General features: G+C 73.5%; 19 protein-coding genes and 1 pseudogene. 12 read left to right on the forward strand and 8 right to left on the reverse strand.

What is annotated here, in order from left to right; all coding sequences use genetic code 11:
* Positions 1 to 55 precede the first annotated feature (55 nt).
* The 6 genes from AFE02nite_RS14230 to AFE02nite_RS14250 all read right to left on the reverse strand — a co-directional run bounded on the left by AFE02nite_RS14230 (position 56) and on the right by AFE02nite_RS14250 (position 5,716).
* Positions 56 to 871: a glycerophosphodiester phosphodiesterase gene (locus AFE02nite_RS14230; protein ID WP_034247137.1), complete on the reverse strand. Its 816-nt coding sequence runs from the start codon at positions 869 to 871 to the stop codon at positions 56 to 58.
* Positions 868 to 2,244 carry an ABC transporter substrate-binding protein gene (locus AFE02nite_RS14235; protein WP_034247140.1) on the reverse strand — a complete coding sequence of 459 codons (1,377 nt, stop codon included), beginning with the start codon at positions 2,242 to 2,244 and terminating at the stop codon, positions 868 to 870. The genes AFE02nite_RS14230 and AFE02nite_RS14235 overlap by 4 nt, the downstream gene beginning before the upstream one ends.
* 85 nt (positions 2,245 to 2,329) lie before the next feature.
* Positions 2,330 to 3,361, reverse strand: coding sequence for a carbohydrate ABC transporter permease (locus AFE02nite_RS14240; RefSeq protein WP_307726053.1), 1,032 nt, complete (start codon positions 3,359 to 3,361; stop codon positions 2,330 to 2,332).
* Positions 3,358 to 4,344 (reverse strand): carbohydrate ABC transporter permease, encoded by a 987-nt coding sequence (locus tag AFE02nite_RS14245; RefSeq protein WP_034247646.1) that lies wholly within the window; start codon positions 4,342 to 4,344, stop codon positions 3,358 to 3,360. Before AFE02nite_RS14245 ends, AFE02nite_RS14240 begins: the two co-directional genes overlap by 4 nt.
* 235 nt (positions 4,345 to 4,579) lie before the next feature.
* Positions 4,580 to 4,747 carry a hypothetical protein gene (locus AFE02nite_RS17940; protein ID WP_307726054.1) on the reverse strand — a complete coding sequence of 56 codons (168 nt, stop codon included), beginning with the start codon at positions 4,745 to 4,747 and terminating at the stop codon, positions 4,580 to 4,582.
* 57 nt (positions 4,748 to 4,804) lie between these two features.
* The gene (locus tag AFE02nite_RS14250; RefSeq protein WP_307726055.1) at positions 4,805 to 5,716 is read right to left on the reverse strand and encodes an epoxide hydrolase family protein; all 912 of its coding nucleotides are present in this window, start codon (positions 5,714 to 5,716) and stop codon (positions 4,805 to 4,807) included.
* On the opposite strand from AFE02nite_RS14250, the gene AFE02nite_RS14255 reads away from it, so the two are divergent.
* The 5 genes from AFE02nite_RS14255 to AFE02nite_RS14275 all read left to right on the forward strand — a co-directional run bounded on the left by AFE02nite_RS14255 (position 5,627) and on the right by AFE02nite_RS14275 (position 12,509).
* Positions 5,627 to 6,403, forward strand: a complete 777-nt coding sequence (locus tag AFE02nite_RS14255) for a helix-turn-helix transcriptional regulator (RefSeq protein WP_261765633.1) — start codon at positions 5,627 to 5,629, stop codon at positions 6,401 to 6,403. The two genes, AFE02nite_RS14250 and AFE02nite_RS14255, sit on opposite strands and share 90 nt — an antisense overlap.
* A 211-nt stretch (positions 6,404 to 6,614) precedes the next feature.
* Positions 6,615 to 9,788, forward strand: a complete 3,174-nt coding sequence (locus tag AFE02nite_RS17945; protein ID WP_034247648.1) for an NAD(P)-binding protein — start codon at positions 6,615 to 6,617, stop codon at positions 9,786 to 9,788.
* Positions 9,789 to 10,025: 237 nt separating this feature from the next.
* Positions 10,026 to 11,084: an ABC transporter substrate-binding protein gene (locus AFE02nite_RS14265; RefSeq protein WP_034247650.1), complete on the forward strand. Its 1,059-nt coding sequence runs from the start codon at positions 10,026 to 10,028 to the stop codon at positions 11,082 to 11,084.
* Positions 11,062 to 11,934, forward strand: a complete 873-nt coding sequence (locus AFE02nite_RS14270; RefSeq protein WP_146819861.1) for an ABC transporter permease — start codon at positions 11,062 to 11,064, stop codon at positions 11,932 to 11,934. Before AFE02nite_RS14265 ends, AFE02nite_RS14270 begins: the two co-directional genes overlap by 23 nt.
* A complete protein-coding gene (locus tag AFE02nite_RS14275; protein ID WP_034247730.1) occupies positions 11,931 to 12,509 on the forward strand; it encodes an ATP-binding cassette domain-containing protein in 579 nt (192 codons plus the stop codon). Before AFE02nite_RS14270 ends, AFE02nite_RS14275 begins: the two co-directional genes overlap by 4 nt.
* A gap of 108 nt (positions 12,510 to 12,617) precedes the next feature.
* Here the strand turns inward: AFE02nite_RS14275 and AFE02nite_RS14280 are convergent, their stop codons facing one another.
* The gene (locus AFE02nite_RS14280) at positions 12,618 to 13,112 is read right to left on the reverse strand and encodes a nucleoside deaminase (protein WP_034247731.1); all 495 of its coding nucleotides are present in this window, start codon (positions 13,110 to 13,112) and stop codon (positions 12,618 to 12,620) included.
* Between the two features lie 101 nt (positions 13,113 to 13,213).
* On the opposite strand from AFE02nite_RS14280, the gene AFE02nite_RS14285 reads away from it, so the two are divergent.
* The 3 genes from AFE02nite_RS14285 (at position 13,214) to AFE02nite_RS14295 (ending at position 15,999) form a co-directional block, all read left to right on the forward strand.
* The gene (locus tag AFE02nite_RS14285; protein ID WP_052113889.1) at positions 13,214 to 14,413 is read left to right on the forward strand and encodes a M20 metallopeptidase family protein; all 1,200 of its coding nucleotides are present in this window, start codon (positions 13,214 to 13,216) and stop codon (positions 14,411 to 14,413) included.
* A gap of 77 nt (positions 14,414 to 14,490) precedes the next feature.
* Positions 14,491 to 15,432 (forward strand): cold-shock protein, encoded by a 942-nt coding sequence (locus AFE02nite_RS17950; RefSeq protein ID WP_034247739.1) that lies wholly within the window; start codon positions 14,491 to 14,493, stop codon positions 15,430 to 15,432.
* A gap of 6 nt (positions 15,433 to 15,438) precedes the next feature.
* A complete protein-coding gene (locus AFE02nite_RS14295) occupies positions 15,439 to 15,999 on the forward strand; it encodes a hypothetical protein (protein WP_034247733.1) in 561 nt (186 codons plus the stop codon).
* A gap of 4 nt (positions 16,000 to 16,003) precedes the next feature.
* On the opposite strand, the gene AFE02nite_RS14300 is transcribed toward AFE02nite_RS14295, so the two are convergent.
* On the reverse strand, positions 16,004 to 16,486 hold the full coding sequence (locus tag AFE02nite_RS14300; protein ID WP_034247734.1) for a MarR family winged helix-turn-helix transcriptional regulator: 483 nt from the start codon (positions 16,484 to 16,486) through the stop codon (positions 16,004 to 16,006).
* A gap of 111 nt (positions 16,487 to 16,597) precedes the next feature.
* On the opposite strand from AFE02nite_RS14300, the gene AFE02nite_RS14305 reads away from it, so the two are divergent.
* From AFE02nite_RS14305 to AFE02nite_RS18015, 4 genes and pseudogenes are all read left to right on the forward strand, one after another.
* Positions 16,598 to 17,173, forward strand: coding sequence for an NADPH-dependent F420 reductase (locus AFE02nite_RS14305; RefSeq protein ID WP_034247735.1), 576 nt, complete (start codon positions 16,598 to 16,600; stop codon positions 17,171 to 17,173).
* Positions 17,170 to 18,099 (forward strand): VOC family protein, encoded by a 930-nt coding sequence (locus AFE02nite_RS14310; RefSeq protein ID WP_307726056.1) that lies wholly within the window; start codon positions 17,170 to 17,172, stop codon positions 18,097 to 18,099. Before AFE02nite_RS14305 ends, AFE02nite_RS14310 begins: the two co-directional genes overlap by 4 nt.
* Positions 18,100 to 18,108: 9 nt before the next feature.
* Complete coding sequence (locus AFE02nite_RS17630) at positions 18,109 to 18,687, forward strand: hypothetical protein (protein ID WP_052113893.1); 579 nt, start codon at positions 18,109 to 18,111, stop codon at positions 18,685 to 18,687.
* A pseudogene (locus AFE02nite_RS18015) lies at positions 18,684 to 19,847 on the forward strand (Ig-like domain-containing protein); the annotation flags it as partial. The gene AFE02nite_RS17630 and the pseudogene AFE02nite_RS18015, both read left to right, overlap by 4 nt.
* Between the last annotated feature and the right edge of the window lie 36 nt (positions 19,848 to 19,883).

Raw genomic sequence — 19,883 nt, forward strand, 5'->3', positions numbered from 1 at the left:
GCTGTGCGGAAGGTTCGCCGCGCATTCCGCGGGAACCTTCCGCACAGCGTCAGCGTCAGGCCGCGGCCGACTCGCGGGGCGCCGCGGCGGTCGTGGCCAGCCAGCCCGCCAGGCGGTCCGGGCGGTTGGTGATGACCGCGTCGACGGTCGCCTCCCGGGCTGCCGCCCAGTCCGCCTCCTCGTCGAGCGTCCACACCATGACCTGCAGGCCCGCGGCGTGCAGCGCCGGGACCAGGTCCGGCTGCCGGGCCAGGAGCGGCCCGTACGGGTTGCACGTCACGACGCCGAGCTCGCGGCACAGGTCCACGAGCGCGGCCGTGGTCGGCGCCTCCGGCAGCAGGGCACGCAGGTCCGCGGGGACGTCCGCGAGCGCCGCAGCCGTCTCCAGGACCAGGAGCCCTCGCCGGAGCTCGGGCGCCACCTCCCCCAGCGCCGCCACCGTCCCGGGCCAGAAGCTCTGCCCGATGACGCGGTCCGTCAGGCCCGCGGCGGCGAGCGGCTCGGTGACCAGGCGGACGTCGTCGGCGGACCAGGAGCCCTTCAGCTCGAGCAGCAGCTCGATGCCGGCCCGCTCGCCGAGGAAGGCGAGCACCTCCGCGAAGGTGGGCACCCGCTGACCGGCGAACCCGGTCCCGAACCACGCGCCGGCGTCCAGGGCCCGGACGTCGGCGAGCGCGAGCTCGCCGACGGCGCCGGACCCGTCGGTGGTGGCGTCCACGGTGTCGTCGTGGATCACGACGACCTCACGGTCGGCGGTCAGGTGCACATCCAGCTCGATGCTGTCCGCGCCCGCCCGCCACGCCGCCTCGAACGCCGCGAGGGTGTTCTCCGGGGCGACCCAGGAGTTCCCGCGATGGGCGATCACCTTCACAGGTAGGGCTCCACGTTCTCGCGGTAGGCGACCTCGATGGCGGACGTCGCCTGCTCGAACGCGGTCGCCGGGTCCATGTCCTCGAGCGCGATCTGCTCGATCGCGGTCGTGAGGATCTGGTCGGCGCCCGGCACGAACACGCGCACGTAGTCCTGCGAGCGCGCCTTCTCGCCGAGCTGGTCGACGGCGGTGCGGAACTGCGGCGTCGCGGCGTACACGGCCTTCATCGCGTCCGACTCGACGGCCGAGGTGCGCACCGGCATGTAGCCGGTGTTCTGCGAGAAGTACGCCGTGTTCTCGGTGTCGGTGATGAAGGCGAGGAACATCGCCGCCGCGAGCTGCTGCTCGGGGCTGCGCGACGACGGGATCGCCAGGCCGGTGCCGCCGGTCGGCACGCCGCCACCCGCCGGGCCGTCGGGCAGGTACGCGGTGCCGACCTCGAACGTCGCGGCGTCGAGGATGCCCTTGAGCGAGCCCGTCGAGCCGATCGTCGAGCCGATGACGCCGGCCGCGAAGTCCGCCGCGCTGTCCGTGGACACCGTCGCGAGGCCCGAGGTGTGGAACAGGTCGGAGACGAACTCGCCCGCGGCGAGCGCCTCGTCCGTGCCGAGCGTCATGTCGAAGCCGTCGGAGTACTGACCGCCCTGGCCCCAGATCATGTTCTCGAACCACCAGGCCGACCACGACGTGCCGAGGCTCAGGCCGAACGGGGCGCCGTCGGCGGGCAGCTGCGTGCGCAGCGCGTCCGTCCACTGCGCGAACTCGGCCCACGTCTCCGGGCCGCGGTCGGGCAGGCCGGCGGCCGCCCACATGTCCTTGTTGTAGTAGAAGAGCGGCGTCGACCGGGCGTAGGGGGCGGCCCAGTGCTGGCCGTCGTACTCGTAGTCGCCGTAGAGCGCGGGGACGTAGTCCTCGGTGTCGACGCCCAGGTGCTCGAACACGTCGTCCACGGGCATGATCTGGTCGTTCAGGTGGTAACGGAACCACCAGACGTCGCTCGAGATGACGAGGTCGGGCAGGTCGCCGGACTGCGAGGCGGCCTGGAAGCGCTGGGCGATCTCGTCGTAGTTGGCACCCGCGGTGACGAGGTTGACCGAGATCCCCGGGTTCGCCTCCTCGAAGCGGCGGATCAGCTCCTCCTCGACCTCCTTGGAGGCGCCCGGGTGGTTGCTCCACCAGGTGATCTCCGAGGCGGGCTCGACCTGCGACCAGTCGACGCCGCCGTCGGCCGCGTCGGTGCCGGTGGTCGCGCCGACGGTGTCCGTCTCGGGGGCGACGCTCGGCCCGCTGCACGCGGCGAGCGCCAGGGTGCCGAGCGCGACGAGCGCGGCCGGCCCGGCGAGGGCGCGGCGGGTGGTGCGGTGGTGGGTCACGTGTCTCTCTTCTCCTTGGTTGGTGACCGGGCAGGCAGGGTCGGACGACGCCGGGCGGCGCCGTCGGGCAGGGGGTCTGGCCGGGTCAGCCGGTGACGGCGCCCGCGGTGAGGCCGGCGACGAGCCGGCGCTGGAGGACGAGGAAGACCAGCAGGATCGGCAGGGTCACGACGACCGTCGCGGCGAGCAGCACGCCCCAGTTGTTCATCCCGTCGATGTTCTGCAGCAGCGTCAGGCCGACCGGGAGCGTCATCTTGTCCGGGTCCTCGGTCACCAGGAACGGCCACAGGTAGTCGTTCCACTCGGTCACCACGGCGACGAGCGCGACGGCGGAGATGGTCGGCCCGGACAGCGGCACGACGAACCGCCACAGCCGCCGCCAGTGGCCGGCGCCGTCGAGCGCGGCGGCCTCGAGGATCGACGCCGGCAGGGTGCGGAAGTGCTGGCGGAACAGGAACGTGCCGAACGCGCTGGCCAGGCCCGGCACGAGGATCCCCTGGTAGGTGTTCAGCCAGCCCAGGTCGGCGACCAGCACGTAGTTGGGGATGATCGTGATCTGCGACGGGATCATCAGCGCCGCGACCACCACCACGAACGCCGCGCGCCGGAACCGCACCTCGATGAACACGAGCGCGTACGCGCAGGCCAGGCCGAGCAGCACCTTCAACCCCGCACCCGCCAGGGTCAGGCCGACGCTGTTGGCCAGCAGGCGCCCGAGCGGGATGGTGCCGGCGGCCTCCGCGTAGCTGCCGAGGTCGGGGCTGGCGGGCAGCCACTGCAGCGGGAGCAGGTACAGCTCGGAGTGGTCCTTCAGGCTCGCCAGGACCATCCACAGCAGCGGTGCGCCGATGACGACGGTCGCGCCGATCATCGTCACCCACGCGGCGACGTCGAGGCCCAGGGCGCCGGCGCGGCGCGGCCGGCGCGGACCGGGGCGCCGCCGGCGCTCCCCGCGACGGGCGGGCGCGTCCCCGGACCGGCCCCCGCGCGGGGCGGGCTCGGGCGAGGTACCGCGCCCGACGGCGTCGGGCGACCCGGGCGCGCCGGGGACGGTGCCGGCAGCGGGCGGCACGACGACGCCGTCGGGCACGGGGCGGGGGGCGGCCTGGATGCTCACGAGTAGTGGACCTTCCGCTCGATGACGCGCAGCTGGATCGCCGTGACGGCCAGCAGGATGAGGAAGAGGACCGTGGCCCCGGCCGACGCGTACCCGGCCCGGCCGTCGACGAACCCGTCGGTGTAGACCTGGTACATCAGCGTCGTGGTGCTGCCGAGGGGGCCGCCCTTGGTCATCGCCTTGATGAGGTCGAACGACTGCATCGAGGCCAGCAGCATCGTCACGAGCAGGAAGAACGTCGTCGGGCCGAGGAGCGGCAGGACGACCGAGCGGAACGTCCGGGCGGGCGTCGCGCCGTCGAGTGCGGCGGCGTCGCGCAGGTCCTGCGGGACGGCCTGCAGGCCGGCCAGGTAGATGAGCGCGACGTAGCCGACGTTCTTCCAGACGTAGACCACGACCAGCATGACCAGCGGCCACGGCTGGGCGGTGTACCACTGCGGCGAGGCGACGTCGAAGAACCCGAGCAGCGCCGACATCAGGCCGTAGCGCGGGTCGAAGATGAACAGCCACAGGATGCCGACGGCGAAGCCCGACAGCACGTACGGCGCGAACGTCACCGTGCGGGCGAGCGAGCGCCCGGGCAGCCGCCGGTTCAGCACCAGCGCCAGGCCGAGGCCACCCGCGAGCGACAGGCCCACGGTGGTGACGGTGAAGACGCCCGTCGTCGTGAAGACCTGGGCGGCGTCCGGGGCGGTGAACAGCTCGCGGTAGTTCTCGAGCCCGACGAGCCGCGCGACGGGGGAACCGAGGTTCCACTGGAGCGTGGACAGGTACAGGCTCTCGGCGAGCGGCCGGTAGACGAAGACGAGCAGCAGCGCGATGTTCGGCCCGGCGAGGGCCAGGAACGTCAGGGCGTCGCGCCGACGACGGCGGCGCTGGCCCGGGCGCAGGGCCGGGCGGGCCGCGCGTCGTGCGCGGGAGGGTGCTGCGGTCGCCGGGGCACCCAGGGCGGGCGCGGCGGCGGCGAGGGCTGGCGTGGACATCGCTCGCTCTCGGTCGGGGGAAGCGGACGACGGCCAACGTAGGGGCTCTCTCGGGACGAATGGCCTGGTCAGAGGTGGTTTTCGGCAACCGTTCGGCGAGTGTTCACCTCGGTCACCGCGCGTCCGACCACCGGTCACGGACCCGCTGCCCCGGCGCCACCTCAGCCTGCGCCCGCGCAGGCTCTGCGGAGGACGCGTCGCGGTTCTCGCGACGCATCCTCCGCAGAGACCCGGGTCAGGCCGTCCGGGCGAAGAAGACCCGCAGGTCGTCCACGAGGAGCTCGGGGACCTCGAGCGCCGCGAAGTGGCCGCCCCGGTCGAACTCCGACCAGTGCACGATGTTCGTGTTGTCCCGCTCAGCCAGGGGCCGGATGGTCTGGAAGTCGTCGGCGAAGACGGCCACACCGGTCCGGCCGTGGCTGACCTGGGGCTCGGCGCCCGAGTGCTGCTCGGCGTAGTGTTACCGAGCAGCGGTCGCCATCGTGTTCGTCAGCCAGTACAGCGACACCTGAGTCAGCACCTGCCCCGGCGAGACGAGGCTCGTCCCGTTCCCGAAGTTCTCGAGGAGCTCGCTGTAGGCGAGCTGGCCGACGGGCGAGTCGGCCAGAGCCGCCGCGATGGTCTGGGGCCGCGTGCCGTTCATCGCGTTGTAGCCACCCACCGACTGGAACCAGCCGAGGAACTCCAGGGCCGCGTACTCCTTCGGCCCGAAACCCTCGAACTCGGTCGGGTCGCCGGACGGGAACGAGAACAGCTGCAGCACGTGGGCGCCGAGGAAGCCCTCGGGGTTCGCCACGGCGAGCTCGCGGGAGACCATCGCGCCCCCGTCGCTCCCGTGCGTGCCGTACGACGCGTACCCGAGCCTGCGCATGAGGGCGTCGTAGGCCCTGGCGACGCGCGCCATCGTCCAGCCGGCATCGGTGACCGGCGTCGAGAAGCCGAAGCCGGGCATCGACGGGACGACGACGTGGAAGGCGTCCTCGGCCCGGCCGCCGTGCGCCTCGGGATCGGTGAGCGGGCCGATCATGTCGAGGAACTCCGCGAACGAGCCGGGGTAGGTGTGCAGGAGCAGCAGAGGCGTCGCGTCCTCGTGCCGCGAGCGGACGTGGACGAAGTGGACGGCCTGGCCGTCGATCTCCGTCAGGAAGTTCGGCACGGCGTTCATCCGGGCCTCCTGGGCGCGCCAGTCGAACGCCTTCCAGCGCTCGACCATGTCGCGCAGGTAGGCGGTCGGCGTGCCGTACTCCCAGCCGTCCCCGGGTGCCGCCTGGGGGAGGCGCGTGTGGTCGAGCCGGCGGCGGAGGTCCTCGAGCGCCTCCTCGGGAACGGCATCGAGGAGACGAGCGCGCGCGCACTGGCGAAACTCGAGCACGTCCTCCCGCCGTCCCTGCGCCGACGCGTCAACGCCCTGCGCGACGCCGTGACGGCGGGCCCCGAGAACACCGGGTCGAACGTCGAGGACCCCGCCGTCGACCCGGAGCTGATCTCCGAGGTCGCCGCTGCGATCCGCGACCGGGTGGAGCTGCGCTTCGACTACCGGGACGACGTCCGGCAGGTCGAGCCGTACCGCCTCGTGAGCTGGCAGCGCCGCTGGTACGTCGTCGCCCGTGACGCCCGTGACGGGTCCTGGGCGCCCTACCGGCTGGACTGGATGCGGCCACGGACCCCGGGCGGCCGGCGGTTCGCGCCGCAGCCGCTGCCCGACGGCGACTACGCGGCGTTCGTCCTGCGGGAGGTCGCGTTCTCCGGCTGGAGCGTCCACGCGCGCATTCCCGTGGACGCCTCCGCGGAGGAGGTGCTGGCGCGCATCAACCCCGCCGTCGGCGTGGTCGAGCCGGTGGACGACGAGCACTGCGTCCTGGTCACCGGCGGCGACAGCGTCGAGATCGTCGCGGTGTACATCGGGATGCTCGGGCTCGAGTTCCACGTCACCGAGCCCCCGGAGCTCGTCGAGCAGGTGGCGCTGCTGGGCGAGCGCTACCGACGCGCGGTGGCCGGGAGTGAGGGCAATTTGCAACGGCTGAAAACGTCGAATAACGCGGGCGTTCAGACGAGATAGGAAAGGCTCACCTCAGGCAACTGGAAGGGCCCCGCCTTTCCACCCATGAATTGCCTCTGACGTGGGCCGGAAGTCCGGATTCCGCGATCCGCGCGCAACTTACCGTGGTGATCAGCCGGCCTCGGTGCCCAGGCTTCCTCGACGTCGTGGGAGCTGGCGGACGTCCGCCCACCAGCCGTGCTCGCATGCCCGACAACGGAGGAACTTCAAGGTGCGCGCACTGGACGAGAACGACCGGATCCCCGTCACGGTCAACAACCGCGAGATCCAGGTCTTCGGCGACCTGACGATCCTCAAGTCGCTGGTCATGGAGGGCATCGAGATCCCCTCGCTGTGCCACGACGTCCGGCTCAAGCGGTCCAACGGCAACTGCGGCCTGTGCGTCGTCGAGGTCAGCAAGGACGGCGAGAACCCCCGCGACGTCAAGGCGTGCACGACGCCGATCACGCCCGGCATGGTCATCACCACCCACAGCCCGCGCCTCGAGGACTACCGCAAGGTCCGGCTCGAGCAGCTGCTGTGCGACCACAACGCCGACTGCGTCGCCCCCTGCGTGCAGACCTGTCCGGCGAACATCGACATCCAGACGTACCTCAAGCACGTCGCCGACGGGAACTACGCCGCAGCGTTGCGCGTGATCAAGGACCGCAACCCCTTCCCGTCGGCCTGCGGCCGCGTGTGCCCCCACCCCTGCGAGGCCGAGTGCCGCCGCAACCTCGTGGAGGACCCGGTCAACATCAACCACGTCAAGCGCTTCGTGGCGGACTGGGACCGCGCGCAGGAGACGCCGTGGATGCCGCACCTGGCCGAGTCCACGGGCAAGCGGATCGCCATCGTCGGCGCCGGCCCGTCCGGCCTGTCGGCCGCGTACTACGCCGCGATCAACGGCCACCAGGTCACGGTCTTCGAGAAGCAGGACCACGCCGGCGGCATGATGCGCTACGGCATCCCCGAGTACCGCCTGCCGAAGGCGACCCTCGACGAGGAGATCGCCTTCATCCAGGCGCTCGGCGTCCAGATCGTCACCGGCATCAGCCTCGGCACGCAGCTGCACCTCGAGGACCTGCGCCGCGACTTCGACGCCGTCTACCTGGCCATCGGCTCGTGGCGCGCCTCGCCCATGCGGATCGACGGCGAGCACCTCGAGGGCGTCGAGCTCGGCATCGACTACCTCCGCCACGTCACCAAGGGCGCCAAGGTCAACCTCGGCGAGACCGTCGTCGTCGTCGGTGGTGGCAACACCGCCATCGACTGCGCGCGGACCGCGCTGCGGATGGGCGCCAAGAACGTCAAGCTCGTCTACCGCCGCACCCAGGCCGAGATGCCGGCCGAGCCGATCGAGATCGAGGAGGCGCTGCACGAGAACATCGAGATGGTGTTCCTCACCGCGCCCACGAAGATCACCGCCGGCGAGAACGGCCGCAAGCAGGTCCACTGCGTGCGCATGGAGCTGGGCGAGCCCGACCGGTCCGGCCGTCGCCGTCCGGTCGTCGTCGAGGGCAGCGACTTCGCGATCGAGGCCGACTACGTCATCGGCGCCATCGGCCAGACGACCGACACCACGTTCCTCTACAACGACCTGCCGGTGCGCCTGAACAAGTGGGGCGACATCGACATCGACGGCACGACGATGCAGACGTCGGAGCTGAACATCTTCGCCGGTGGTGACTGTGCGACCGGTCCGGCCACGGTCATCCAGGCCATCGCGGCCGGCCGCCGGGCGGCGAAGGCGCTCGACGACTTCGTGATGCGCGGCTACGTGCGCCCGTCGCACGAGGACTACAGCTGCAGCCGGGGCACCAACGAGGAGCTCCCGCGGGCCGAGTTCGACGACATCCCGCGCCTGGCCCGCGCCGTCATGCCGGCCCTGCCCCCGGGCGACCGCATCGACAGCTTCATCGAGGTCGAGCTCGGCCTCACCGAGGAGCAGGCCCGGGCCGAGGCGGCCCGCTGCCTCGAGTGCGGCTGCTCCAAGCAGAACCACTGCGCCCTGCGCAACGAGGCCACCGACCACGGCGTGCAGTTCGCACCGACGCTGCACGTGCGGCCCTACACGCCGATCATCGAGGACCACCCGTTCATCGTCCGCGACAACAACAAGTGCATCTCCTGCGGGCGCTGCGTCGCGGCGTGCGCGGAGATCGAGGGCGTCGGGGTCCTGGCGTACCAGTTCAGCGAGGGGCGCCTCACCGTCGGCACCCACAACGGGCTGCCGCTCGACCAGACCGACTGCGTCTCCTGCGGCCAGTGCGTCCGCGCCTGCCCGTGCGGCGCGCTCGACTACAAGCGCGAGCGCGGCGACGTCTTCACGGCGATGAACGACCCGAAGAAGGTCGTCGTCGGCTTCGTCGCCCCGGCCGTCCGCACGGTCATCGCGAGCGAGTACGACCTGTCGGTCGAGGAGGCCTCGGGCTTCATCGCGGGCCTCATGCGCAAGGTCGGCTTCGACAAGGTCTTCGACTTCTCGTTCGCCGCGGACCTGACGATCATGGAGGAGACCACCGAGTTCCTCGGCCGCGTCACGAACGGCGGCACGATGCCGCAGTTCACCTCGTGCTGCCCGGGCTGGGTCAACCTCGTCGAGCGTCGCTACCCCGAGCTCATCCCGCACCTGTCGAGCTGCAAGTCCCCGCAGCAGATGATGGGCGCGACGGTGAAGAACCACTTCGCGCAGCAGGCGGGCATCAGCCTCGACGACCTGTACGTCGTCTCGATCGTGCCGTGCCTCGCCAAGAAGTACGAGGCCGCGCGGCCGGAGTTCGCCCCGGAGGAGATCCGCGACGTCGACGCCGTCCTGACGACCACCGAGTTCCTCGAGATGGTGCAGATGCTCCGCCTCGAGCCGAAGGACGTGGAGCCGGGCGCGTTCGACGAGCCGTACAAGCGCGTCACCGGTGCGGGCGTCCTGTTCGGCGCCTCCGGCGGCGTCGCCGAGGCCGCGCTGCGGATGGCCGTCGAGAAGCTCACCGGCACCCCGCTGGTGGACGACCTCGACTTCGAGGAGGTCCGCGGCTTCGAGGGCCTCAAGGAGGCGACGATCGTCGCCGGCGAGACGACGGTGAAGGTCGCCGTCATCTCCGGCCTGAACAACGTCGCCCCCATCGCGGAGCGGATGAAGAACGGCGAGCACCCCGGCTACGACCTCATCGAGGTCATGGCCTGCCCCGGCGGCTGCATCAACGGTGCCGGCCACCCGGTGCCCGACCGCGTCGGCGAGATGGCCGCCCGCCAGCGGGTGCTCGTCGAGATCGACAAGCTCTCCAAGTACCGCAAGTCGCAGGAGAACCCGGACATCCTCCGGCTCTACGACGAGTACTACGGCGAGCCGAACAGCCACGTGGCGCACGACCTGCTGCACACCACATACGCGCCCTTCCGCGGCTGACACGCTTCCCGCCTGCGAGCGAGCAGGCGTGGAGTCAGAGCCGGGCCGGTCCATGTCGGGTGGACCGGCCCGGCTCTTCCTTTCCCACGGGACCGAAGTCCGAGGTCAGGGGCTCGCGGCGGCCCTAGGGTCGATTCCAGCGGTCCGGGGCGGGGTTATCCATGATCACGGGCCCGCAAGCCCGGACATCGCCGCCCGCGCGGGACGTCCGCGCGGGCGGCCCTCGAGGAGGTCCCCGTGACGCGCACCACCCGCGTGCTGGCCACTGCCGCCGTCGTCGCCCTCGCCGCACTCCTGCCAGGCTGCAGCGACTCGGCCGAACCCGCGGCCACGCCGTCGGCCTCGGCCACCGTCGAGGACACCGCCACCGCGGCCCCCGCCGAGGAGCCCACCACGGTCCGCGTCGCCTCCCTCAAGGGCCCGACGACGATGGGCCTGGTCGACCTCATGCGCGACGCCGCCGCGGGCGAGACCGAGCAGGACTACGAGGTGAACGTCTACGGCACGCCCGACGAGGTGGTGCCGCTGGTCAGCCAGGGCGCGGTCGACGTCGCCCTGATCCCGGCGAACCTCGCCGCCGTCCTCTACAACCGCACGCTCACCGACGACGGCGCCCAGGTGCAGGTCGCCGCGATCAACACCCTGGGCGTGCTCGGCATCCTCGAGAACGGCGAGACCGTCGACAGCATCGACGACCTGGCCGGGAAGACGATCTACGCCTCGGGCAAGGGCGCGTCGCCGGAGTACGTCCTGAACTTCCTCCTCGAGGCGAACGGCCTGACGCCGGGCGCCGACGTGACCATCGAGTGGCGCAGCGAGCACACCGAGGTCGCCGCGGTCCTCGCCTCGACCCCCGGCGCCGTCGCGATGCTGCCGCAGCCGTTCGCCACCGTCGTCACCACCCAGAACCCCGCCGTGCACCCGGCCCTGGACCTCACGCAGGAGTGGGACGCCGTCGTCGACGACGGGTCGCAGCTCGTGACCGGCGTCGTCGTGGTGCGGACCGCGTTCGCCGAGGAGCACCCGCAGGCGCTGGCCGCGTTCCTCGCGGACTACGAGGCGTCCACGGAGTTCACGAACGCGAACCCGGAGGAGGCCGCGCAGCTGATCGTCGACGCCGGCATCGTGCCCGCGGCGCCGATCGCGCAGGCCGCGATCCCCGGCTCGCACATCACCTTCATCGACGGCGCCGAGCTGCGCTCGACGTTCTCCGGCTACCTCCAGGTCCTGTTCGACGCCGATCCGGCGTCCGTCGGTGGGACCATGCCGGGCGATGACTTCTACTACGAGCAGTAGGCCGGCTCCGGTCCGGCGGCCGGGCGAGCGTGTCCGACGCGTCGCCCGGCCCCTGCTCGTCCTCGCCTTCTGGCTGGGGGTCTGGCAGCTCGGCGCGAGCACCGTCGGGCACGACTTCCTGCTGGCCTCGCCCGCGTCCACCGGCAGCCGGCTGACCGAGCTGGTGGTGACCGGCGAGTTCTGGTCCACCGTGGGCTACTCGCTCGCGCGGATCACCGTCGGCTTCCTCGCCGCCGTCGCGGTCGGCGCGCTGACCGCCGCTGCGGCCGCCGCCTGGCGGGTGGTCGACGCCGTGCTCTCGCCCGCGATGACGGCGGTGCGGGCCGCGCCCGTCGTGAGCTTCATCCTGCTCGCGCTGATCTGGGCCGGGAGCAGCTGGCTCGCCGCCGTGACGAGCTTCCTCATGGTGCTGCCGATCGTGCACGGCACGGTCCTCGGCGGCATCCGGCAGCGCGACCGGGCGCTGCTGGAGATGGCCGAGGTGTTCCGCGTCCCGCTGTGGCGCCGGTTCGTCGCGATCGACGTCCCGTCGGTGCTGCCGTACTTCGCGACGGCGTGCCACGTCGGCGTCGGGCTCGCGTGGAAGGCGGGCGTCGCTGCGGAGGTCATCGGGCTGCCGGAGGGCAGCATCGGCGAGCGCATGTACCAGGGGAAGCTCCTGCTGAGCAGCGCGGACGTGCTCGCGTGGACCGTGGTGGTCATCGCGGTGAGCTTCGCGAGCGAGCGCCTCGTCGCCGCCCTCCTCGCGCGCGGCCAGGCGCGCCTCGCGATCGGCCGACCGGCCGGCGGGGACGGCCCGGCCGGGTCACCGCGCCCCGCCGCCGACGACGCGCGGGGGGCCGCCGCATGACCGGCATCGCGCTGCGCGGCGTCCGCAAGGCCTACGGCGACCAGGTGGTGCTGGACGGCCTCGACCTCGACCTGCCCGACGGCTCGGTGACCGCGCTCATGGGCCCCAACGGCTCCGGCAAGACGACGATCGGCCGCCTCGTGCTGGGCCTGGAGCACCCCGACGCCGGCGCGGTGACCGGGCTCGCGGGGCGCCGGGTCGCGGCGACCTTCCAGGAGGACCGGCTCTGCGAGCAGCTCACGGCCGAGCGCAACGTCCGCCTCGTGCTCGACCGCGCGCGCGCCGCCGACGCCGTCGCCGCGCTCCGTGCCGCCGGCCTCGACGACGACGCCCTGGCCAAGCCCGTGCGCGACCTGTCGGGCGGGCAGCGGCGCCGCGTCGCCATCGTGCGCGCGCTGGTGGCGCCGGCGGACGTCGTGGTGCTCGACGAGCCGTTCAAGGGCCTGGACACGGCGGCCCGCGAGCGCCTGCTCGCCCTCGTCCGCGAGCGCTGCGCCGGCCGCACGCTCCTTCTGGTGACGCACGACGCCGCCGAGGCCGCCGCGCTGAACGCGACGGTCGTCACCCTGCCCTGACCCGCCCGCGCCGGCGAGGTCGAGCCTTTCGCCCGAGGTCGAAGGTCGTGACGCTCGACCTCGGGCGCAACCTTCGACCTCGACGGATGACGGGTGAACCGAAGTGGCTCAGTAGTGGATGCGGTCCTCGCGGGCCAGCCACGCGTCCATGGGGGCGGCCGCACCCGGGACGGGGTGCCGGTAGACCGGCGTCGGCCAGGTCGCGGGGTCCGTGCCCAGCAGCGCGTGGAAGCGGCGGTCGTCGAACCCGGCCCGCTCGGCGTCGTACCGGTCGGCGGCGTAGACCAGGCGGTCCGCGCGCGCCCACAGCGTCGCCGCGAGGCACAGCGGGCACGGCTCGCACGAGCTGTACACCGTGCAGCCGGCCAGCGAGAAGGTGCCGAGCGCGCGGCACGCGGCCCGGATGGCCATGACCTCGGCGTGCGCGGTCGGGTCGTCGTCGCGCGTCACGCGGTTCTGCCCGACGGCGATCTCCACGCCGCCCCGGACGACCACCGCGCCGAACGGTCCGCCGCCGTCGGCCACGTTCGCCGAGGCGAACTCGACCGCGCGGCGGAGCCACCGCTCGTCGTCCGCTGCTGGGCCGATCGCGGACGCGACCATGTCTCCAGCGTCCTCCGGCGGCGGGCGTCCGGCAACGGGTGGGCGGCCGGTCCCGGCAGGGGCGCTCCGGCGGGCCCGGCCGGGCGCGAGAGGATGGGTCCATGACGACCCCCGCCGACCTGCTCGCCGCCGCCCAGGCGATCGCCCCCGACCTCGCCGCGCTGCGCCACGAGCTGCACCGGACCCCCGAGATCGGCCTGGACCTGCCCGCGACGCAGGCGATCGTCCTGCGCGAGCTCGCCGCCCTGGGCCTGGCGGCCACGCCGGGCCGTGAGCTCGGCTCGGTGACCGCGGTCGTGCGCGGCGCCCGCCCGGGGCCGGCCGTGCTGCTGCGCGGGGACATGGACGCCCTCCCGGTCACCGAGGACACGGGCGAGCCCTTCACGAGCGAGCGCGACGGCGTCATGCACGCGTGCGGGCACGACCTGCACGTGGCCGGGCTGCTCGGCGCGGCCCGGCTGCTGGTGGAGCGGCGCGCGGACTGGGCGGGCGCCGTCGTCCTGATGTTCCAGCCGGGCGAGGAGGGCGAACACGGCGCGCGCCTGATGATCGACGAGGGCGTGCTCGACGCCGCGGGCGAGCGCGTCGTGGGCGCGTACGGCCTGCACGTGGTCTCCGCGGAGCTCCCGGTCGGCGTGGTCACCGCGCGCCCGGGCACGTACTACGCGGCCGCCGACCAGCTGTTCGTCACCGTGCAGGGGCGCGGCGGGCACGGCTCGATGCCGCACCTGGCCGCGGACCCCGTGCCGGTGGCCGCCGAGATCACGCTCGCGCTGCAGACGGTCGTCACGCGGCAGTGGGACGCGATGGACCCGGTGGTCGTCACGGTCGGGCGGATCAGCGCGGGCACGATCGACAACGTCATCCCGGCGACGGCGGAGCTCGCCGCGACCGTGCGGACGTTCTCGCGCGAGGCGCACGCGGCGATCCCCGGGCTGCTGACCCGGGCGGTCGAGCACATCGCGGCGGCGCACGGCATGACGGCGCAGATCGACTACGTGCGCGGCTACCCGACCCTGGTGAACGACGCCGACGAGGTCGCCCGCGCCGAGCGCGTCACCCGCGAGCTGGGCCTGGAGTACGTGACCGCGGCCGTGCCGGTGACCGGCGCCGAGGACTTCTCGTACGTGCTGGAGCAGGTGCCCGGTGCCTACGTGACGCTCGGGGCGACGCTCGTCGGGGTGGAGCCCGCGGGCGCGCCCTACAACCACTCGGGCCAGGCCCGGTTCGCCGACGAGGCCCTCCCCCAGGGCGCGGCGCTCCTGGCGGCGCTGGCCCTGGACCGCCTGCGCGAGTCCTGACGACGACCGGCCGCTCGTCGCGGTCGGGTCGGGGACACTGGGTGTTCACCGACCGTCGCTGCGACAAGGAGTCAGCCGTGCCCGAGGGAACCGTCCGTTGGTTCGACGCCGACCGGGGGTTCGGCTTCATCGCCCTCGGGCCGGAGGCGGAGGACCTGTTCGTGCACGCGTCCGAGGTCGTCAGCGACGGCGGGTCGACGCTGCTCCGGGAGGGTCAGGCGGTCGAGTTCGAGATCGGCGAGGGGGACCGCGGCCCGCAGGCCCGCCGGGTCCGGGTCACGGGTGACCGGGCCGCGGACGCGCCGATGGGCGTGCTCGGCACCGTCGCCTGGTACGAGCCCGCCAAGGGGTACGGCTTCGTCACGCCCGACGACGGCGGCGCCGAGATCTTCGTGCACAGCTCCGCCATCGTGGGAGGCGGCGTGGTGTCGGAGGGGCAGCGGGTGGCATTCCTCGTCGTCGCCGGCGAGAAGGGCCCCCAGGCGGACCACCTGTTGCCCTTGGGGACCCAGGCCCAGCCGGCGGCGGCCAGCAGCGCCGATGGCGCGGACGGCACCGTGTCCTGGTACGACGATGCCAAGGGCTTCGGGTTCATCACGCCCGAGTCGGGCGGCCCCGACGTCTTCGTCCACGCCCGCGAGCTGGCCGGCGGGCTCGCCGAGCTGCGCGAGGGGGACCGGGTCACGTACGACGTCGTCGCGGGTGAGAAGGGCCCGCAGGCTCGCGACGTACGCCTCGCGCGCGGCTCGGCACCGCGGGGCGCAGCGTCGACGCCCCGCGGACGGTCGGGGCACCGGGAGGCCTCCGGCATCCCGGCGCGCGGCGGCGAGGGCGTGGTCGCGCGCTACGACGCCGACCGGGGCTTCGGCTTCATCACCCCGGACGCGGGCGGCGCGGACCTGTTCGTGCACGTGTCGGTCGTCCGAGGCGCGCAGGCGCTGAACGAGGGGGACCGGGTCCGCTTCCAGGTGCGGCAGAGCGATCGAGGGCCGCAGGCCGACCGGGTCGAACGGGTGTGAGGCACGGTGACGAGTAGCGGGGGCACGGCCGCGGCCCTCGCCGTGGGCGCGGTCCTCGTGCTCGGCGGGTGCGCCGGCGCGGGCGGTCCGGCGACGTCCGCCGAGATCGCCCACTGGTCGGCGCCGGCCGGAGTCGCCGCGGACCTCGTCTACGTCACCGACGTCGACGGGTTCGACCTCATGACGCAGGCGGTGGGCGTCTGGGGTGACGAGGGCTTCTCCGCCGTGTACGTCGACGGGGAGGGGCCGGCGAGCCTGATGATCGGCACGTCCCGCGAGCCGATCCCGGGCGCCGTTCCGTGCGCCGAGCTGCCCGATGCGGAGCTGCCCGACGCCGAGCCGACGCTCGCGTGCGCGGTGCAGGTCGGCGACGTGCACGTCCAGGTCTCGGGCGAGAACGTGGACGCGGCGACGCTGCGTGTCGCGGCGGACGCCGTCCGGGTGCCCCGCGAGGACGAGCTGGAGCACCTGTTCGCCGACACGGCGATGCGGCCACCCGTGGAGCGCGGCGACCTGCCGCCCGAGGGCGACGGCGCCCCGATCGACGAGGTCGGCCCCGGCGGCTGACGGGTCAGTCGCGCGGGGGCGGCGTCATGCGGCCGTCGGGGTCGAGGCGGGTGAGGATCGCGCCGGCGATCTCGCCCAGCTCGCGCACCTGGCGGCGCGTCAGCGCGTCGAGGACCACGCCCCGAACGGTCTCCACGTGCCCGGGCGCCGCACCCACGACGGCGTCCCACCCGGCGTCGGTCAGACGCGCGTTGGTGGCGCGACCGTCCTGCGGGCAGGGCGAGCGCTCGACGAGCCCGCGCGCCTCGAGGCGGCTGACGACGTGCGACAGTCGCGCGAGGGTCGCGTTCGTGCGCGCGGCGAGCGCCGTCATCCGCAGCACCCGGTCGTCGGCCTCCGAGAGCATCGCGAGCACGAGGTACTCGAAGTGCGACAGCTCGGAGTCGCGGCGCAGCTGGGTGTCGAGCACGCCCGGCAGCAGCTCCACGACCGCGATGAGCCGGATCCAGGCGTCCAGCTCCTCGTCGTCCAGCCAGCGCGTGTCCATGCCGCCCAGGGTAGCGCATTAGTTGACACGACAACTAAACCCGCCTAGCGTCTTGGTTGTCGCTTCAACTTTCAACCGGCGCCCGGCGCCGCACCCACCCGGAGGCACCGCATGACCACCGTCAGCATCATCGGCAAGGGCACCATGGGCAACGCCATCGCGAAGGTCGTCGCCGACGGCGGCAACACCGCCGAGCTGCTCGGCCGCGAGGACGCCGGCAAGCCGCTCGCGGGCGACGTCGTCGTGCTCGCCGTCCCCTACCCGGCCGTCGCCGACGTCATCGCCGCGCACCGCGAGCACCTCGCGGGCAAGGTCGTCGTCGACATCACCAACCCGCTGAACTTCGAGACGTTCGACTCGCTCACGGTGCCCGCGGACTCGTCCGCGGCGGCCCAGATCGCCGCCGAGCTGCCCGACGCGCGGGTGCTCAAGGCCTTCAACACGACCTTCGGCGCCACGCTCGCCGCCGGCACGGTCGGCCCGCTCACCACGGCCGTCCTCATCGCGGGCGACGACGAGGACGCCAAGGCGACCCTCGCGGGCGTCGTCGAGGCCGGCGGCCTGCGCACGGTCGACGCCGGCTCGCTGCGCCGCGCCCGGGAGCTCGAGGCCCTCGGCTTCCTGCAGATCACCCTCGCGGCGCGCGAGCAGGTCAGCTGGACGGGCGGCTTCGGGGTGGTCGCGTGACCGACCTGCGCGCTGCGACGGCCGTCGGAGCCGCCGCCGCCGGTCCCGCGGCGGGCGCACGCCGCGGGACCGACCTCCTCCCGGACGACACCCGCATGGACGCCGTCACGCTGCACGCCGGCGACCTCGGGGCGCTCGCGGCCTACTACCGGGACGCCGTCGGGCTGGTCACGCTCGCGGAGGGCGACGGGATCGAGGTCCTCGGCCGCGGCCGGACGCCCGTCCTCGTGCTCCGGCACACCCCCGGCCTGCCCACCCCGGCCCGCAACCAGGCCGGCCTGTTCCACACGGCGATCCTGTTCGACGACGAGGCGTCGCTGGCCGCGGCGGTCCTGTCCACCGCGCGCCACCCGCAGTCGCAGTTCGTCGGCAGCGCGGACCACCTGGTCAGCGAGGCGTTCTACTTCACCGACCCCGAGGGCAACGGCATCGAGCTCTACGTGGACCGGCCGCGCGAGCAGTGGCAGGTCGTCGGGGGCCAGGTGCAGATGGACACGCTGTTCCTCGACCCGCAGTGGTACCTGGAGACCCACCTCACCGAGGCGGCGGCCGCAGGCCTGCGCGACGCCGGGGCGTCCGTCGGGCACGTTCACCTGCAGGTCGGCGACATCCCGATGGCGCGCGAGTTCTACGCCGACGCGCTCGGCTTCGCGGTGACCATGCAGATGTCCGGCGCGCTGTTCGTCAGCGCCGGCGGTTACCACCACCACCTCGCCGTGAACGTGTGGAACAGCCGCGGCGCCGGGCCCCGCGCGTCGACCCTTGGCCTGGGTGCGGTGACGATCGCCGTGCCCGCCCGCGACGAGCTCGACGCCGCGGCCGCCCGCCTGCGGGCCCGCGGCATCACGGTCGTGGACGACGGCCGCGCCGTCACCGCCGAGGACCCGTGGCGGAACCGCGTCACCCTGCAGGTGGCCGACGCCTAGCGTGGAGGGGTGGAGCGCTGGCGGACCGCCCTGGGCGCGGACGCCGTGCCGTGGCTCCTCGAGGCCGAGGATCCCGCGGTGCAGGCCGCGACGCTCCGGCACCTGCTCGACACCCCCGACGACGACCCCGCGCTGACCTCCGCGCGCGTCGCGATGGCGAGCGACGGCGTCGTCGGGCGGATCCTCGCGACGCAGGGGCCGGGTGGGCACTGGGGCGAGCGCGACGCCTTCTACCGCGACAAGTACCGCGGCACGGTGTGGCAGCTCGTGACGCTCGCGGCCCTCGGGGCCGACGGCGCCGACCCCCGGGTCCGGGCAGGCTGCGAGGCGGTCCTCGAGGACGCCCAGGACCGCGAGTCGGGCGGGTTCGCGGTCGACCGGGCTCGCTCCACGTCCGGCGGGCGGCACTCCGAGGTGATCCCGTGCCTGACGGGGAACCTCGTCTGGGCGCTCGTCACCTTCGGGATGCTCGACGACGCCCGGGTGCGGCGCGGGGCACGGGCCCGCTGCCGGCCGGCTCGCACGACACGTTCACCTTCTCCGCGACCGCCCCGCCGGCGGGCGCCACCTCCGCGAGCTCGGCCGTGACGATCGTCGGCAACGAGGCCGACCCGGTCCCCGGCGGCGCGACGCTCACCGTCACGCCCCTGCCCACGCACCTGACCTCGACGGGCGTCGGCACGACCCCGCAGAACGTCACGGTCACCGTCCCGTCGGGCGGCTCCGTCACGCTGCTCGACGCCGCCGGCGACCCCGCGACCACCGTCACCGTCCCCGGCCAGGGCACCTACGTGCTGAACACGACCACGGGCGTCATCACGTTCACGCCCGTGCTCGGCTTCACCGGCGCGGCCACTCCCGTGGCCTTCGAGGTCGACGGCCCGGCCGGCGGCACCAGCGGCGACCACACGCCCACGGTCACGCCCCCGGCGGCCCCCGTGGCCGTCGACCTGACGACGTCGGGCGTCTCGCCCGCGCCGCAGACGACGACCACGCCCACGCTCCCGACGGGCGGCTCCGTCACCCTGCTCGACGCCGACGGCGACCCCGCCACGAGCGTGACCGTCACCGGGCAGGGCACCTACACGCTGGCGTCGGGCGTCATCACCTTCACCCCCGAGCCGCACTACGCCGGCACGGCCACCGCCGTGACCTACCGCGTCACCGACGCCTACGGGCAGTCCGACACGGCGACGTACACCCCGACGGTCCTCGCGCCCGCCGGCCCGGTCGCGACCCCGCTGACCTCGACGGGCACCGCGCCCGCCGCGCAGTCGCCGGCCACCCCGATCACGATCCCGAGCGACGGCTCCGTCACCCTGCTCGACGCCGACGACGACCCCGCGACGACCGTGACCGTCCCCGGTGAGGGCACGTACACGCTGGACCCGGCGACGGGCGAGATCTCCTTCGAGCCCGAGCTCGGGTTCCAGGGGGGCACCACCGTGCCGGTCCGGGTGACCGACGCCTACGGCCAGTCCACCGACGGTCGGTACACGCCCACGGTGCTGGCCCCGCCGGCGCCGACGGCGCCGCCGCTGTCGTCGGGCGGCTCCGCCGGCACGCCGCAGTCGCCGCAGACCACCGTCACGGTCCCCACGGGCGGCTCGGTCCGACTGGTCGGCGGCGACGGGAACCCGGCGGTCTCGGTCGCGGTGCCCGGACAGGGCACGTACACCGTCGACCCGGCCACCGGCACCCTGACGTTCACCCCGCTGCCGGGCTTCTCCGGACCGGCGACGCCGGTGACCTACCGCGTGACCGACGCCTACGGGCAGGTGACC

Source organism: Actinotalea fermentans, from assembly GCF_007991475.1.
Taxonomy (GTDB): domain Bacteria; phylum Actinomycetota; class Actinomycetes; order Actinomycetales; family Cellulomonadaceae; genus Actinotalea; species Actinotalea fermentans.

Excerpts from the sequence above, each read along its gene's own strand:
- AFE02nite_RS14270 (WP_146819861.1), top strand. The coding sequence starts at position 11,062 with ATGACTTCTACTACGAGCAGTAGGCCGGCTCCGGTCCGGCGGCCGGGC.
- AFE02nite_RS14275 (WP_034247730.1), top strand. The coding sequence starts at position 11,931 with ATGACCGGCATCGCGCTGCGCGGCGTCCGCAAGGCCTACGGCGACCAG.
- AFE02nite_RS14285 (WP_052113889.1), top strand. The coding sequence starts at position 13,214 with ATGACGACCCCCGCCGACCTGCTCGCCGCCGCCCAGGCGATCGCCCCC.
- AFE02nite_RS14245 (WP_034247646.1), bottom strand. The coding sequence starts at position 4,344 with ATGTCCACGCCAGCCCTCGCCGCCGCCGCGCCCGCCCTGGGTGCCCCG.
- AFE02nite_RS14280 (WP_034247731.1), bottom strand. The coding sequence starts at position 13,112 with ATGGTCGCGTCCGCGATCGGCCCAGCAGCGGACGACGAGCGGTGGCTC.
- AFE02nite_RS14300 (WP_034247734.1), bottom strand. The coding sequence starts at position 16,486 with ATGGACACGCGCTGGCTGGACGACGAGGAGCTGGACGCCTGGATCCGG.
- AFE02nite_RS14305 (WP_034247735.1), top strand. The coding sequence starts at position 16,598 with ATGACCACCGTCAGCATCATCGGCAAGGGCACCATGGGCAACGCCATC.